At 67.7% G+C, this 17756-nt stretch carries 4 protein-coding genes and 1 pseudogene; 1 reads left to right on the top strand and 4 read right to left on the bottom strand.

What is annotated here, in order from left to right; translation table 11 throughout:
• Together AWC06_RS21150 and AWC06_RS23360 are read right to left on the bottom strand one after the other, a co-directional pair.
• A complete protein-coding gene (locus tag AWC06_RS21150) occupies positions 1–12414 on the bottom strand; it encodes a type I polyketide synthase (RefSeq protein WP_085199911.1) in 12414 nt (4137 codons plus the stop codon).
• Between the two features lie 228 nt (positions 12415–12642).
• Positions 12643–12918 (bottom strand): hypothetical protein, encoded by a 276-nt coding sequence (locus AWC06_RS23360; RefSeq protein ID WP_211282010.1) that lies wholly within the window; start codon positions 12916–12918, stop codon positions 12643–12645.
• Positions 12919–13126: 208 nt separating this feature from the next.
• Here AWC06_RS23360 and rbpA point away from each other — a divergent pair, with 208 nt between their 5' ends.
• Positions 13127–13465, top strand: a complete 339-nt coding sequence (gene rbpA / locus AWC06_RS21140; RefSeq protein WP_085199909.1) for an RNA polymerase-binding protein RbpA — start codon at positions 13127–13129, stop codon at positions 13463–13465.
• 9 nt (positions 13466–13474) lie between these two features.
• Here the strand turns inward: rbpA and lnt are convergent.
• Both lnt and AWC06_RS21125 read right to left on the bottom strand, forming a co-directional pair.
• Positions 13475–16229 (bottom strand): annotated as a pseudogene (lnt, locus tag AWC06_RS21130) (apolipoprotein N-acyltransferase).
• Entirely contained in the window at positions 16222–17754 is a 1533-nt protein-coding gene (locus tag AWC06_RS21125) for an amidohydrolase (protein ID WP_085200103.1), read from the bottom strand. The pseudogene lnt and the gene AWC06_RS21125 overlap by 8 nt, the downstream one beginning before the upstream one ends.
• Positions 17755–17756: the final 2 nt, after the last annotated feature.

Genomic DNA, 17756 nt, shown 5'->3' with positions numbered 1-17756 from the left:
TTAGTCGTCGTCGAGGAACGCCGCGTTGACCAGGTCATCGAGATCCATGTCGGCGATGTCTTTCTCCCTGGCCTCCGCCTCTGCGGCGCCGTCGGTCTCGTTGGCCAAGTTGAGCAACAGGTCCAGCACTCCGGCTTGCCGAAGGCGTTTGACTGGAATCGACGCCACGACGCGCTGGATTTCCGCCTCCGCGGGTGCAGCCTGTTCGGTCGGCTCGGTTGAGGCGCCGAGGAGTTCTTGACGGAAGTAACCGGCCAGCGCGGCAGAGTTCGGGTAGTCGAATATGAGCGTGGGTGAAAGCGCCAGCCCGGTGGCGGCTTTGAGCCGGTTGCGCATTTCCACCGCGGTCAGCGAGTCAAAGCCCAACTCCTGGAACGCCTTATCCGGGTCGATGGCCTCCACAGTGGTATTGCCCAACACCGTGGCGATATGCGAACGCACCAAATCCAGCAACACCGCGTGCTGCTCATCCTCAGGCAGCCCTTCCAGACGTTGCAGCAGCGCTGATTTCGACTTTGCGGCGGCCAGCGAGTCATCGACCTGACGCCGCGCGGACGCGTTGATCAGGTCGACGAACATCGGCGGCAGGGTGCCGGCGTCGTGCTTGGCGCGTAGCGCGGTGAAATCGATGTGGGCCGGAACCAGGAACGGTTCGTCGACAACCATTGCGGTGTCCAGCAATGCGAGGGCTTCCCCAGCGGACATGGCCACGATGCCGTCGCGGGCGAAGCGGGCGAAATCGACGGTCCCCAGCCCGCCGGTCATGTCGCTGGTCTGGTCCCACAGACCCCAGCCCAGCGATATCGCCGGCAACCGATGAGCCCGCCGATGCGCCGCCAACCCATCCAAAAAGCAATTGGCCGCCGCATAATTGGCCTGACCCGACGACCCCACCAAACCAGCCATCGACGAAAACATCACAAACGCCGACACATTCAAATCCCGCGTCAACTCATGCAAATTCCAGGCCGCATCCACCTTCGCCCGCAACACAGCATCCACCCGCTGCGCCGACAACGACGTCACCACCGCATCATCAAGCACCCCCGCAGCATGAATCACCGCCGAAAGCGGACGCTGCACCGGAACATCGGCAATCACCTTCGCCAACGCCTCACGATCGGCCGCATCACAGGCCACCACCTGCACCTCAGCACCCGCCCCGGCCAGCTCCGCGCTCAACTGCGCGGCACCCGGCGCCTCCGCCCCACGGCGGCTGACCAACACCACATGCCTGACCCCATGGCGGTTCACCACATGGCGGGCCAACGCCGAACCCGCCATCCCCGTACCACCAGTGATCAACACCGTGCCCGCTGCCCACGCATCCGGCATCGTCAACACGACCTTGCCGACATGACGCGCCTGACTCAAAAACCTCAACGCCGCCGGCGCACGACGAACATCAAACACCGTCACCGGCAACGGACGCAGCGATTTGTTCGCAAACATCGCGGCCAAATCGCTGAGGATGCGCCTGATGTGGTCCGCGCCAGCTTCGAAGAGATCGAAGGCGCGGTAGCGCACGCCGGGGTGGTTGTCGGCGACCACGCCGGGGTCACGGATGTCGGTCTTACCCATCTCCAAAAACACCCCGCCCGGGGCGACCAACCGCAGCGAGGCGTCCACGAAATCACCGGCCAGCGAGTCGAGCACCACATCCATGCCCCGCCCGTCGGTAGCCGCCCGAAACTTGTCCTCGAACTCCAGGCTGCGCGAGTCAGCGATGTGATCGTCCTCGAAACCCATTGCCCGCAACGTGTCCCACTTACCGCGGCTGGCCGTGGCGAACACCTCCAGCCCCCAATGCCGGGCCAACTGCAACGCCGCCATACCCACCCCACCAGTAGCGGCATGAATCAACACCCGCTGCCCGGGCTGCACATCGGCCAAGGTGGACAGCGCATAGTGGGCCGTCGCGAAGACGACGGGCACGGTCGCGGCGTCGGTGTAGGACCATCCGGCGGGGATGCCCAGCAGCAGCCGTTGGTCGGTGGTCGCGATGGTGCCGGTGCCTTCGGGGAACAAGCCGGCGACTCGGTCGCCTACTGCGAATTCGGATACGTCGGCGCCGATCTCGATGACGACGCCGGACGCCTCAACCCCCATGGCGGCGTCGTCGTCCGGGTAGAGGCCCAGGGCGATCATCACGTCGCGGAAGTTGGCCGCCATAGCGGTTACGGCAACCCGGACCTGCCCCGGCTCCAACGGCGCGTCGGCGTTGGGCACGGGTTCGAGTTGCAGGCTCTCGAAGGTGCCGGCGCTGGAAAGCCCCAGCCGCCAGGGCTTCTCGTCGTCCGGCGGCACCAGCAGGCCGTCGACTGCCCGGCTGCCGTGCACCCGGGGGATATGAATGACGGCGCCGCGTAGCACGACCTGCGGCTCACCCACCGCCAAAATCCCGGCTATGGCGGCGTCGTCAAGCGGCGCGTCGGAATCCACCAACACGATCCGGCCCGGATGCTCGGTCTGCGCCGACCGCACCAACCCCCACACCGCGGTACCCGCCAGATCCGTGACGTCCTCACCCGGCAGCGCCACCGCTCCCCTTGTGCCGACGATCAGCACACCGGTGGCGTGCTCGGACAACCAGGACTGCAGGGCGCCGAGCGCTTCGTGCGTGCGCGCGTATGTCCCAGCCAGCGGCTCATCGCTGGTCGGGGCCGATTCGAACACCTCATACGACGGCGTATCGGCGTGCGACGGAGGCGACGTGGGCGACCAGATCACCTCGAACAGCCGATCCGGACCCGATCCGGATAGCGCAGCCATCAGCTGCCGCTGCGACACCGGCCGGGCGACCATCGAGGACACCGACAACACCGGCAACCCCAACCCGTCGGCCAACTCGATGGACACCGCCGACGGACCCGTCGGCGCGATCCGGGCCCGCACCGCCGACGCGCCGGCGGCATGCAACGACACTCCCTGCCACGAGAACGGCACTAGCACGCCGTCATTGGAGTCGGCACCGCCGGTGGCGACGATCACCGCATGCAGCGCGGCATCCAAAACGGCCGGGTGCACACCGAACCCGCTGGCGCCGCCCGCCACCTCCGGCAGTGTCACCTCGGCGAACACCTCGTCGCCGCGACGCCACATCGCAGTCAAGCCTTGGAACGCCGGACCGTAGCCGTATCCCCGTTCCGCCAGCTGGTGGTACACCCCGGTCACATCGACCGGTGCGGCGCCCGGCGGCGGCCATGCCGATAGATCCGCGCCCGCTTCGCCGCTTCCGGAACTGAGCTGCCCCTCGGCGTGCAACACCCAACCGGAGCCGGCGTCGGCCCGCGAAAACACCGACACGCTACGGGAACCCGTCTCTAAGGCGGCGCCGACGACCACCTGAACCGCCACCGAGCCGGAGGCCGGCAACACCAGCGGCGCCGCCAACATCAGTTCTTCGATGACGCCGCAACCGACTTCGTCGCCGGCGCGGATCACCAACTCCACGAACCCGGCCCCGGGGAACAGCACTACCCCACCGACCGCATGGTCGGCGAGCCAGTCCTGTGACGCGGGTGAGAGCCGACCGGTCAATACCACCCCGCCGGACGCGGGCAGTTCCACCACCGCGCCCAGCAACGGGTGCTCGCTGGATCCCAGGCCCAATCCGGCGGCATCGACCGCGGCGGCGTCTCCGGACAGCCAAAAGCGCCGTCGCTCAAAGGCATACGTCGGTAACTCCACAAGCCCGGCGCCGGGCAACATCGCGCGCCAATCCACCTGCACGCCGGACACGAAAGCCTGGGCCACCGCAGTCGTCAGGCTGACCGGTTCGGGTCGATCTTTGCGCAGCATGGGCACCGACACGATGTCGACATCGGGCAGCGACTCGTCGATGGATGCGGTCAGGCCACCGCCTGGCCCGGCCTCGAGGAAGCGGCTGGCCCCGGCCGAGTTGGCGTAGCGGACGCTGTCGGCGAACCGCACAGCATTTCGGATGTGACGGGTCCAGTAGTCGGCAGAGGCGAAGTCGTCGCCCGCCAGTTGTCCGGTCACGTTCGAGATGATCGGGATATCGGGTTCGCCCAGGGTGAGTCCGCCCGCGACCGTGCGGAACTCGGCGATCATCGGCTCCATCAACGGCGAATGGAATGCGTGCGACACGGCCAGCCGATGGACTCTGCGGCCTTGATCACGTAGCTGTTCCGCAATGGCTGTGACCGTGTCCTCGGCGCCGGAAATCACCACCGACGCCGGACCGTTGATGGCCGCGATGCCGACGCCGTCGCTGAGCAGAGGCCGGACTTCGTCTTCGGTTGCCTGCACAGCCATCATGGCGCCGCCGGCGGGCAGAGCCTGCATAAACCTGCCGCGGGCGGCCACCAGCACCGCCGCATTCTCCAACGAGAGGACCCCGGCCACGTGCGCTGCGGTCAGCTCACCCACCGAGTGGCCCATCACGAAGTCGGGTCGCACACCCCAGGATTCCAGCAGCCGGAACAGCGCCACTTCGACCGCGAACAATGCAGGCTGCGCGAACTCGGTTGTGTTCAAGAGCGTTTCGTCGTGCCCCCACATCACCTCGCGCAGCGGACGCAACAGATGCCGGTCCACTTCGCCCACCACGGTGTTGAAGGCCTCGGCGAACACCGGGTAGGCGGCATGCAAACCCATTCCCATGCCGAGCCATTGGGAGCCCTGACCGGGGAAGACGAACACCGTTTTGCCCGACGGTGTCGCGTTGCCTTGGATGACTGTGCCGCCGGGGTTGCCGTCGGCTAGCTCGGACAATCCTGACAGCAACTGCTCGCGGTCGGATCCGACCACCACCGCCCGGTGCTCGAACTTCGAGCGGCCCGCCAACGACCATCCCACATCGGCGGGGTCCAGCTCGGTGCGGTCGTGTATGTACCCGGCCAGCTGGGCGGCTTGCTTACCCAGTGCCGCAGCACTTTTCGTCGAGATCACCCATGGCACCACCGCGGGCTTGGGGCGCGGCTCCTCGACCGGCCCCGCCGCCACCGGAGGAGCCTCGATGATCACGTGCGCATTGGTGCCGCTGATCCCGAACGAGGAGATTCCGGCGCGGCGCAACCGGCCATCGGCCTTCCATGGGCGCGGCTCGGTCAACAATTCCACCTGGCCCGCCGACCAATCCACATGCGGGCTGGGCGTGTCCACGTGCAACGTCGCCGGCAGCAGCTCGTGGCGCATCGCCAGCACCATCTTGATCACGCCGGCCACACCCGCGGCGGCCTGGGTGTGACCCATGTTCGACTTGATCGATCCCAGCCACAGGGGCTCGGACCGATCCCGTCCATACGTGGCCAACAGGGCTTGCGCCTCGATCGGATCCCCCAATGTGGTTCCGGTGCCGTGGCCCTCGACCGCGTCGACCTCTGCCGGGCTCAATCCGGCGTTGGCCAACGCCGCGCGCACCACCCGCTGCTGCGACGGACCGTTCGGGGCGGTCAATCCGTTGGAGGCTCCGTCCTGGTTGACCGCTGAGCCACGCACCACCGCCAACACCGGATGACCCAACCGCTGCGCGTCCGAAAGACGCTCGACCACCAGCATTCCCCCGCCCTCGGAGAAACCGGTGCCGTCGGCCGCCCCGGCGAATGCTTTGCATCGTCCGTCCGGCGACAGCCCGCGCCAACGGCTGAACTCCACGAAGATGTCGGGGGTGGCGTTGACGGTGACGCCGCCCGCCAAGGCCAGGTCGCATTCGCCCGAGCGCAGTGACTGCACTGCCATGTGCAAGGTCACCAGCGACGACGAGCATGCGGTGTCCACCGACAGCGCCGGGCCCTCCAGTCCCAGCACATAGGCCACCCGGCCGGAGGCCACGCTCGACAGCTGGCCGGTCAACCGGAATCCTTCCACCGGTTCGGCGGAGAACATGCCGTAGCCCTGAGTCATGACGCCGGCGAACACCCCGGTGGCGCTGCCCCGCAAGGTGGTCGGGTCAATTCCGGCCCGCTCCAACGCCTCCCAGGTCAGTTCGAGGAACATGCGTTGCTGGGGATCCATGGCCAGCGCCTCGGAGGGACCGACCCCGAAGAATGCGGGGTCGAAGTCGGCGACGCCCTCCACGAAGCCGCCCGTGCGGGTATAGCAGGCACCCGGTACGTCGGGATCGGGGTTGTACAACTCGGCCAAGTCCCAGCCGCGGTCGCTCGGGAATTCGGTGAGTACGTCGCGCCCCTGAGACACCATGTCCCACAGGTCTTCTGGGGAGTCCACTCCGCCCGGGAAGCGGCAGGCCATGCCGACGATCGCGATCGGCTCGTCACCTGTTGCGCGCACCGCCGGTACGGCTTTGACTTCTTGTGGGACGCCCGCAAGTTCGCTGCGGATGTATGTGGCAAGCCGGCTGGGTGTCGGGTAGTCGAATATGAGTGTGGGTGAAAGCGCCAGTCCGGTGGCGGCTTTGAGCCGGTTGCGCATTTCCACCGCGGTCAGCGAGTCAAAGCCCAACTCCTGGAACGCCTTATCCGGGTCGATGGCCTCCACAGTGGTGTTGCCCAACACCGTGGCGATATGCGAACGCACCAAATCCAGCAACACCGCGTGCTGCTCATCCTCAGGCAGCCCGTGGATGCGGTGTGCCAGTGCGGACTTCGATTTCGTCGCGGCCAGCGAGTCGTCCACCCGTCGGCGGGTGGGCGCGTTGATCAGGTCGACGAACATCGGCGGCACCACCGCGGCGTTTGCGCGTAGCGCGGCGGTGTCGATGCGGGCCGGAATCAGGAACGGTTCGTCGACAATCATCGCGGTGTCGAACAGTTGCAACGCCTCGGCCGACGACAGTGCCATGACCCCGCCGCGGCTGAGCCGGGCCCGACTCGCGGCGTCGAGTCCGCCGGTCATGTCGCTGGTCTGGTCCCACAGGCCCCAGCCCAGCGATATCGCCGGCAACCGATGAGCCCGCCGATGCGCCGCCAACCCATCCAAAAAGCAATTGGCCGCCGCATAATTGGCCTGACCCGACGACCCCACCAAACCAGCCATCGACGAAAACATCACAAACGCCGACACATTCAAATCCCGCGTCAACTCATGCAAATTCCAGGCCGCATCCACCTTCGCCCGCAACACAGCATCCACCCGCTGCGCCGACAACGACGTCACCACCGCATCATCAAGCACCCCCGCAGCATGAATCACCGCCGAAAGCGGACGCTGCACCGGAACATCGGCAATCACCTTCGCCAACGCCTCACGATCAGCCGCATCACAGGCCACCACCTGCACCTCAGCACCAACCCCGGACAGCTCCGCGCTCAACTCCGCCGCCCCCGGCGCCTCCGCACCGCGGCGGCTGACCAACACCACATGCCTGACCCCATGGCGGCTCACCACATGGCGGGCCAACGCCGAACCCGCCATCCCCGTACCACCAGTGATCAACACCGTGCCCGCCGCCCACGCATCCGGCATCGTCAACACGACCTTGCCGACATGACGCGCCTGACTCAAAAACCGCAACGCCGCCGGCGCACGACGAACATCAAACGTAGTGACCGGCAACGGACGTAATACGCCGTCGTCGAACAGTTTCGCCAGTTCGAGCAGGTGTTGGTGCATGCGGTCCCGGCCCGGTTCGAACAGGTCGAAGGCGCGGTAGCGCACGCCGGGGTGGTTGTCGGCGACCACGCCGGGGTCACGGATGTCGGTCTTGCCCATCTCCAAAAACACCCCGCCCGGGGCGACCAGCCTCAGCGAGGCGTCCACGAAATCACCGGCCAGCGAGTCGAGCACCACATCCATGCCCCGCCCGTCGGTAGCCGCCCGAAACTTGTCCTCGAACTCCAGACTGCGCGAGTCAGCGATGTGGTGATCGTCAAAACCCATCGCCCGCAACGTGTCCCACTTGCCGCGGCTGGCCGTGGCGAACACCTCCAGCCCCCAATGCCGGGCCAACTGCACCGCCGCCATACCCACCCCACCAGTAGCGGCATGAATCAACACCCGCTGACCGGGCTGCACATCGGCCAGGTGCCGGAACGCGTAGTAGGCGGTGGCGAAAACCGCTGAGATGCCGGCGGCTTCGGCGTATGACCAGTCGGCAGGCTTGGGCAGCAACAACCGGGTGTCGCCGGGGACCAGGGTGCCGCTGGTGTCGGGGAAGAAACCCATCACCGAATCGCCGACCGCGAATTCGGTGACGCCGGGGCCGACTTCGACGACGACGCCGGCGGCTTCGCCACCGATCAGCGCGTCGTGGGTGAACATGCCGAGGGTGATCATCACGTCGCGGAAGTTGGTGCCGATAGCCCGGATGGCGACTCGGACCTGCCCCGGCTCCAGCGGCGCATCAGCGTTGGGCACGTGCTCGAGTTGCAGGTTCTCGAAGGTGCCCGCACTGGAAAGCCCCAGCCGCCAAGGCTTGTCGCCGTCCGGCGGCACCAGCAGACCCTCGACGGCGCCGCTGTTGCGCACGCGCGCGGTGTGAATGGCGCCGCCGCGCAGCACGGCCTGCGGCTCACCCACCGCCAAAATCCCGGCTATGGCGGCGTCGTCAAGCGGCGCGTCGGAATCGACCAACACGATCCGGCCCGGATGCTCGGTCTGCGCCGACCGGGCCAACCCCCACACCGCGGCACCGGCCAGATCCGTGACGTCTTCACCCGGCAATGCCATGGCACCGCGGGTGACGATCACGAGAACGCCGGAGTCGTGCTCCGACAGCCAGGACTGCACCGCCGCCAGCGCCGCATGCGTGCGCTGATAGCTGCCGGCGACCGGATCCTCGGTTGCGGGCAGTGATTCGAAGACGTCGTACGAGGGCGCAGCAGCAGCAGCTGCGGCGCGGGGCGACGCCGGTGACCAGACCACCTCGAACAGCCGATCCGGCGCGGAGCTCGGCATCGCCGCCATCAACTGCTGCTGCGACACCGGCCGGACCGCCATCGAAGCCACTGACAGCACCGGCAACCCCAGTCCGTCCGCGAGCTCGATCGACACCGCCGACGGGCCGGCCGGCGCGATCCGGGCCCGCACCGCCGACGCGCCGGCGGCATGCAATGACACTCCCTGCCAGGAGAACGGCAAGGCCAGCTCGGGGTTGTCGTGGCCCATGACCAGCGCGTGCAGCGCTGCGTCCAACAGCGCAGGGTGTACCCCGTACCCGCTGATGCCGCTGGCCGCCTCCGGCAGTGTCACCTCGGCGAACACCTCGTCGCCGCGACGCCACACCGCGGTCAAACCCCGAAACGCCGGACCGTAGCCGTAGCCTGACGCCGCCAGCCGCTGGTACCCGTCGGCGATGTCTACCGCCGTGGCGCCGACCGGTGGCCATGCGGCCAAATCCGCTTGCGGTTCAACGGCTTCCGAGCTCAAGACTCCTTCAGCGTGGCAGATCCACGCCGATTCCGCGCTCTCCCGGGAGAACACGGACACACTACGGCGCCCAGAGTCTTCGGCCGGGCCGACGACCAGCTGTACCGACACCGAACCCGAAGCCGGCAGTGTCAACGGCGCCTGCAACGTCAGTTCGTCGACCACCGAGCAGCCGACCTCGTCGCCGGCGCGGATGGCCAACTCCACAAGCCCGGTACCCGGGAACACGACCACGTCGCCAACGGCGTGGTCGGCCAACCATGACTGCGTCGACGACGACAGCCGGCCGGTCAGCACCGCCCCGCCCGAATCCGGCAGTTCCACCACCGCGCCCAGCAGCGCATGCTCGCTGGCGGCCAATCCAAGGCCGGCTGCGTCAACCGCCGCGCCATCACCGGACAGCCAAAAACGGCGCCGCTCAAAGGCATACGTCGGCAGCTCCACAAACCCGGCGCCGGGCAACATCGCGCGCCAATCCACCTGCACGCCCGACACGAAAGCCTGCCCGGCTGAGGTGAGGAATCGCCGGAGGCCCCCGTCATCGCGGCCGAGGGTGGGAATGACGATCGCTTCGGCACCGTCAGCGCAGTCGGCGACGGTGTCTTCGATGCCGGCAATCAACGCGGGATGTGGGCTGGATTCGATGAAGGTCCGGTAGCCCTGCCTGCAGGCGCCGCGCACGGCCTGGTCGAATTCCACGGTCTGCCGAATGTTGCGATACCAGTAATCCGCGTCCAACTGGGCGGTGTCCACAAGATCGCCGGTGACGGTGGAAAAGAATGCGGTGGGCGAAGCATGCGGTTCGATCCCGGCCAAAGCGTCGGCCAGTTTTTCACGGATGACCTCCACGTCGACGGAGTGCGATGCGTAGTCGACGTCGATGCGACGGGCGCGCAGATCCTGTTCGGTGCAGTGCTGGACCAGCTCGTCGAGTGCGGCAACTTCTCCGGACACCACGACTGCAGCTCGTCCGTTGATAGCGGCGATGTCGATCCGATCGCCGAACGGTGCCAACAACTCCCGCGCTCGCTCGGCGCCGCACGCCAGTGACACCATGCCGCCGCGACCGGAGAGCTCGCGCAGTAACTTGCTGCGCAGCGTCACCACTCGCGCCGCGTCGCGCAGCGACAACGCGCCTGCGACGTATGCGGCGGCGATTTCGCCTTGCGAATGCCCGATCACGGCGTCCGGCTGCACACCGATCGATCGCCATAGTTCGGCAAGCGACACCATCACGGCGAACAGCGCCGGCTGTACCACGTCGACCCGGTCCAGGCCTGCTGCGCCCGGCGCCCCGCGCAGCACGTCGAGCAGCGACCAGTCGACGAACTCGGAGAAGGCCTCGGCGCATGCATTGATCTGTTCGGCGAAAACTGGTGCAGTATCAAGCAACCCGACACCCATGCCGAGCCATTGGGACCCTTGGCCGGGGAAGACGAATACCGTTTTACCGGCCGGTCTGGCGCTGCCAGCGACCACGTCGACGCCGGGCAGCCCGTCGGCCAGCTCAGCCAAACCGGACAGCAACTGCTCCCGATCGGATCCGAGCACCACCGCCCGATGCTCAAATTTCGAGCGGCCCGCCAATGACCATCCCACATCGGCGACATCCAATTCCGGCCGAGCGGCGACGAACTCCGACAGCCGGGCCGCCTGGCGGCTCAGTGCGGCAACGCTTTTCGCCGACAGCACCCACGGCGCCACCGCCGGCCGACGCACCGGCTCCTCGGCCGGCCCCGGCACCGCCGGAGGAGCCTCGATGATCACGTGCGCATTGGTGCCGCTGATGCCAAACGAGGAGACCCCCGCCCGGCGCACCCGGCCATCGACCGGCTCGGGCTTCCATGGACGAGCGTCGGTCAACAACTCCACCCGTCCCGCCGACCAATCCACGTGCGGGCTGGGCACATCCACATGCAACGTCGGCGGCAACAGTTCGTGGCGCATCGCCAGCACCATCTTCATCACGCCGGCGACGCCGGCCGCGGCCTGAGTGTGACCCATGTTCGACTTGATCGAGCCCAACCACAGTGGCTCGGTGCGATCCTGGCCGTAGGTCGCCAACAACGCCTGGGCCTCAATCGGATCCCCCAACGTGGTGCCGGTGCCGTGCCCCTCGACCGCATCCACCTCCGCCGGGGTGAGCCCCGCGTTGGCCAACGCCGCGCGCACCACCCGCTGCTGCGACGGACCATTGGGCGCGGTCAACCCGTTCGAGGCCCCGTCCTGATTGACCGCCGAACCGCGCACCACCGCCAGTACCGGATGACCCAGCCGCTGCGCATCGGAGAGCCGCTCCACCACCAACATCCCGCCGCCCTCGGACCACCCGACTCCGTCGGCGGCCCCGGCGAAGGGCTTGCAACGACCGTCCGGCGACAAGCCGCGATGACGGCTGAATTCCACGAACACTGTCGGTGTGGCGTTGACCGTGGCTCCGCCGGCCAAAGCCAGATCGCACTCCCCCGAGCGCAGCGATTGCACGGCCATGTGCAACGCGACCAACGACGACGAGCACGCGGTGTCCACCGACACTGCCGGGCCTTCCAACCCGAGCACATAGGCCACCCGGCCGGTCGCCACGCTGGAGGTCATGCCGGTCAGCCGGTAGCCCTCGATCTCTTCGGCGAGCATGCCGTAGCCCTGCACGATGAGTCCGGCGAACACCCCGGTGGCGCTGCCCCGCAACGTGGTCGGGTCAATTCCGGCCCGCTCCAACGCCTCCCACGACATCTCCAGCAACATGCGGTGCTGCGGATCGGTCGCCAGCGCCTCGGTCGGCGACACTCCGAAGAACGCCGCGTCGAAGCCCGCGACGTCGTCGACGAATCCGCCGGCACGGGTGTACACCTTGTGCGGCATGTCGGGATCGGCGTCGAACAGATCGGCAAGGTCCCAGCCCCGGTCGGTCGGGAACTCCGACATCACATCGCGGCCCTCGGCGACCATGTCCCACAGGCTCTCCGGACTCTCGACCCCACCCGGGAACCGGCAGGCCATCCCGACGATCGCGATGGGCTCACGCGACCGCTCCACCAGTGCACGGTTCTTACGCTTGAGGCGCTCGACCTGGACTAGCGCCTTCCGCAACGCTTCGGTCGCGTGCTGGAGTTGGTCAGCCATGTCGATACCCCTTGTTTGACGTCGGTGGTCGCTGGATGCGGGACGCGGCGTCTGCAAGCAACACTTCCGATACTCCCGGCTTCCTACACGGGGAATTGGCGCCGTGCGCCGACGTGCCCGCTCGATTCATGCCCTGGGTCGGCGGCCTATTCCGGCGTAGCCCAGCGATCTATGGCGAGACTGTACCTGCTGGCTGATGCATCGCTCACCCGAGGACACCCGGCCCGGTCAGCGCCATCCGTCGGCCGCTTGCGCGGCTCGCATCAGCGCGTCGCACAACTCGCGCAGTTCGGTTGGCCCGGCTCCTTCGTCTAGCGCTGTGGCAACATCTTCTGCCGCGCATCGCACCTGGTAGACGCGGTCGGATAGGTCGGCAGCCTCCTCGGCGGAGAGCACCACGGCGTCCGGCGGCAGCGACGATCCTTTAGCGCCGTTGATCGAGGCCCGCTGCTCGTAGGCACGCTGCCGGCAGGACTGCCGGCAGTACTGGCGGCGCCGGCCCATCCCGCTATCGGTCACGTCACGACCACACCGGCACGGCTGTGGTCGAACACGACGGGTCACGGGCCCGACTTTAGCCGGGGCGACGCCGCGATCCCGGTATCATGGATGGTCGAGTCGCACCGGGAACTACCCAGACGGCCGTCGCGTTGTCAGCCCGGAGAGAATTGCGCTAAGAGGATTTTAAGAGGACATATAAGGATGGTGGACGATGGCTGATCGTGTGCTGAGAGGCAGTCGCCTGGGCGCCGTGAGTTACGAGACGGACCGCAATCACGACCTCGCGCCACGTCAGATCGCGCGGTATCGCACCGAGAACGGCGAGGAGTTCGACGTCCCATTCGCCGACGATGCCGAGATCCCCGGCACCTGGCTGTGCCGCAATGGCATGGAAGGCACCTTGATCGAGGGTGACCTGCCGGAGCCCAAGAAGGTCAAGCCGCCCCGCACCCACTGGGACATGTTGCTGGAGCGTCGCTCGGTCGAGGAGCTCGAGGAGTTGCTCAAGGAGCGCCTCGAGCTGATCAGGTCCCGTCGGCGCGGCAGCTGACGCAGCCACTCACTTGCGGACCGGCACCGCTTTGTTGCGGTTCAGTCGTCCGCTGATCCCCCACTGCGCGACTTTGACCAGCGCCTCGCGGATATTGGATCCGCTCATCTTGGACACGCCCAGTTCACGCTCGGTGAAGGTGATCGGCACTTCGACGACCACGAAACCGTTGTTCACCGCGCGCCAGGTCAGATCGATCTGGAAGCAATAGCCCTTGGAGTCGACGGCGTCCAGGTCGATCTGCTCGAGCACTTCGCGCCGGTAGGCGCGGTAACCGGCGGTGATGTCATGCACGCCGAGACCGAGCATCAGCCGCGAATACGTGTTGGCGATCTTGGACAGCGCCACCCGACGCCACGGCCAATTGTGCACCGTCCCGCCGTCCACATAGCGCGAACCGATGGCAAGGTCCGCCCCGGCGTCGACGGCGTCCAACAGCCGGTGCAGCTGCTCGGGTGCGTGGCTGCCGTCGGCGTCCATCTCCACCAGCGTCGAGTACTGCCGGCTCAGACCCCAGCCGAAGCCCGCCAAGTACGCGGCGCCAAGGCCATCCTTGGCGGTGCGGTGCATGACATGAATCCGGTCGGGGTCGGCCTGCGCCAGCTCGTCGGCCAGCTCTCCGGTGCCGTCGGGACTGCTGTCGTCCACGACGAGCACGTGCACGTCGGGACGGGCGCCGTGCAGCCGTTGCAGGATCAGCGGGAGGTTCTCCCGCTCGTTGAAGGTGGGGATGATCACCAGTGTGCGCTGGCTGGGACGATCGCCCGTCATATGGCTCCTCTGTCTGGCCCTCACCGGGCTAAGCGTTCGCCGCCTCGTCAGGTGCCGTGTCCTCCGCACCCGCCTCGAGCGCGCTGTCCTCGGATCTCTCCGGAGTCGGGCCGAGCTTCTTCGCCAGCGGCAACAGGCGACGGTTCAGACCCGGGAACCACCCATTGTGCAGCATCGCGGCGACGACGACGGCGCCACCTGCCACGACGAGAACCCACTGCAGGATCGGGGCCCATCTGGCGGCCGGGGTCAACGTCGTCTTGAGGCGCACCTGGGTGTCCAGGTAGTCCGGCTCGAAAAAGCTCGTCCGGGCCAGCTCACGGCCATCCGGCGTGACCACCGCGCTGATCCCGGTATTGCTGGCGACGACGGTGTACCGGTCGAGCTCCACGGCGCGAACCTTGGAGAAGGCCAGCTGCTGCTCGCTCATCCTCTGGTTGAAGTTGGCGTTGTTGGCGGGCACTGCGAGCACCTGGGCGCCGTTGCGGACCGACTCCCGCAGGGCGCGGTCGAAGATCACCTCCCAGCAGGTCGCAACCCCGACCGGGACGCCGGCGGCATGCACCACCCCGGTCCCGTTGCCCGGGACGATATAGCCGGCCCAGTCGGCCATCGACGAGAGGTGCCGGAAGAAGCCGCGCCAAGGCAAGTACTCCCCGAATGGCTGGACGATCTGCTTGTCATGGCGGTCGGCCGGTCCCGTCCCGGGCTTCCAGACGACGACCGTGTTGGTCTCTGCCGGAGCGTTCGGCGGCCGACCGGGAACCTCGAACAATGCCCCGACCAGGATCGGCGCCCCGATCGCATCGGCCGCTGACGAAATCAACAGCGCCGCGTCGCGGTTGCGCGACGGGTCGACTTCCGACGCATCCTCGGGCCAGATGACGAACTGAGGTTGAGGGGCGCGACCGGCGCGCACGTCCTCGGCCAGCCGGCGGGTCTCCCGGACATGGTTGCCGAGCACCGCAAGGCGTTGCGCGTTGAACTCCAAACCCAGCCGGGGCACGTTGCCCTGAATCGCCGCCACGGTGACGATCGGTTCGTTGCCCGATCCGGTACCGGAGTGGCGCACCGAGGGCCACACGAGCATGGTGATGAGCAACATAAGGCAGACGCAGATGGTCGGCAGCAGCACCGCGGGCGGCACGTCGCCTGCGCCCTCGGGCTGACGCGGCTGACGCGAGGCTCGCCACCACGACACGATCTCCAGCCCCATGGCGGTCGCGCTGCATCCGATCAACACGATCGCCGATGACAGCAATGCGACGCCCCCCAGCCGAACCAGCGGCAGAAACGGGCCGGCGGTTTGACCGGCGGCAACCACGCCCCACGGGAATCCCCCGAACGGAATCACCGATTTCAGCCACTCCTGTGCCGCCCACAGCACCGCGAACCAGATCGGCCATCCCGGCAGCCGGCGGACCACGACGGCCAGCAGGCCGAAGATCCCCGGGAAGACCGAACACACGACGACCAGTGCCAGCAGGGGCATCATCCCCACCAGAAGGCTGACCCAGTGCACCAATGGCAGGTAGTACGCCAACCCGAACAGGAATCCGTAGCCAAGGCCGCCGACGGGCGTGGTGGCCGGTTGGATCAGTACCCAGGCCAGCAGACCAAACGCCAGGATGGCGGCCCACCACCAGTCGAAACTCGGGAAGCTGGAGCAGAGCAGCAAACCAGCGGCGACCGTGACACCCAGCCGCAGCAGCCGCGGCCGCAGCGCCTTGCCCAGCCACGCCAGCAGCGCCCTGCCGAACCCGGGCAGCCGCTGCCGAATTTCGTCCCACAGCACGGCGGCGCTGTTCCCTGTCCAGGGCAGCTCGTCGTCCTCCGCCTCGACGTCGGTCGCCTCGCGGTCGTCGTCGAGGTCCGCCGCGTCATCGGCCTGGACGGGAATCTCACCGGTGGACTCGTCTTCGACGGCCGGGATGACGTCGGTGTTCTCGGCGGGACGCACCCGCCGACCGGACCGCTTGATCTCCTTAGCCATAGATGACCGCACCCCGATGCACGGTTTGCCGACAACGGGGCAAGGTATCGGCCGGCCCCAGCCGTGGCAAGGCCGGCACCCTTGACCGGGGGTCGGTGGACCACCGACGGACGGCATCGCTTGGTGTGCTGACGTCGAGTTCAGCGATGTCCCAGACGGCATACGACGCGGGGGCACCCGGCACCAAGCTGCCCATCAGACCGTCGCGGACACCGCCGGCCCGCCAGCCGCCCCGGGTCGCGGCGGCAAACGCCGCTCGAGTGGACAACGCGCTGCCCGCAGTGTGGTGGTTAGCCGCGGCCCGCACCGCCGCCCACTGATCGAGATCCGTCACCGGAGCGTCCGAACCGAGCGCGAGGGGCACGCCTTCCGATGCTAACAGGGCAAACGGGTTGAGCCGGCTGGCGCGATCGGCCCCGAGGCGGCGCGCATACATGCCGTCGCGGCCGCCCCAGAGGCGGTCGAAATTCGGTTGCACGCTGGCAACAATGCCCCACGCGCCCAGCTTTTTCGCCTCCTCCGCGGTCACCATCTCGACGTGCTCCAGGCGGTGACCGCATCGAGCCACCGCAAACACCCCAAGGTCGTCGACCACATGTTCAAAGGCGGCGACCGCCGCCGAAACCGCGGCATCGCCGATTACGTGGAAGCCAGCCGTCGCTTCGGCCTCGGTGCAAGCACGTACATGCGCGGTGATGGCGTCGGGATCGAGGTAGCAGGTGCCAGCGCAGTCCGGGGCGTCCGTGTATGGCTCGTGCAGCCAGGCGGTGCGCGACCCCAGGGCGCCGTCGACGAACAGGTCACCACCCAGTCCGACGGCACCGGTGTCAGCAAGCACGGCACGCGCTTGCGCCGCGCTGGTCACGGCCTCGCCCCAGTAACCGATCACCTCGACGCCGTGGTTGATGGCGTGTAGCGCCCGCCAGTCGTCGAGCCCGCCGATCTGCGGGCCGGCGCATTCGTGCACGGCCACGATCCCGTTGGCGGCCGCGGCGTCCAACGCGGCGACCCTGGCGTCGGCGCGCTGGACATCGGTCAGCAGGTCCCGGGCGGCGGCGCGGACCCGGTGGTGGGCGTCGCCGACCAGAGGCCGCTGTCCGTCGAATCCGACCGCTGCGGCGAGTCCAGAGACTCGCGCGCGCAGACCGGTCGACGCCAGCGCCGAGTGCACGTCGATGCGGGCCAGGTAGGCGGGCCGGTCCCCCAGCACCGCATCCAGCTCCGCGGTGCTGGGCGGCGCGTTCTCAGGCCAGCAGGATTCGTCCCAACCGTGCGCCCACACCGGCTGGCCCGGATGCGCAGCGGCGTATGCGGCGATCAGCTGCAGGCAATGTGCGCGCGAGGTCGCGGGCCGCAAATTCAGTCCGGTGAGAGTCAAACCCGTGGCGGTCAGGTGGATGTGGCTGTCCACGAAGCCCGGCGCGACGAAGCCGCCGTCGAGATCGACGACCTCGGCGCCGGGAAACTGGCCGCGGCCGATGTCGTCGCCGCCCAGCCAGACCACGACGCCGTCGCGCACCGCCATCG

The organism is Mycobacterium fragae (genome assembly GCF_002102185.1).
In the GTDB taxonomy this organism is placed as follows: domain Bacteria; phylum Actinomycetota; class Actinomycetes; order Mycobacteriales; family Mycobacteriaceae; genus Mycobacterium; species Mycobacterium fragae.
The sequence above is the reverse complement of the archived record's forward strand: the minus strand, read 5'-3'. Positions and strand labels throughout refer to the sequence as shown.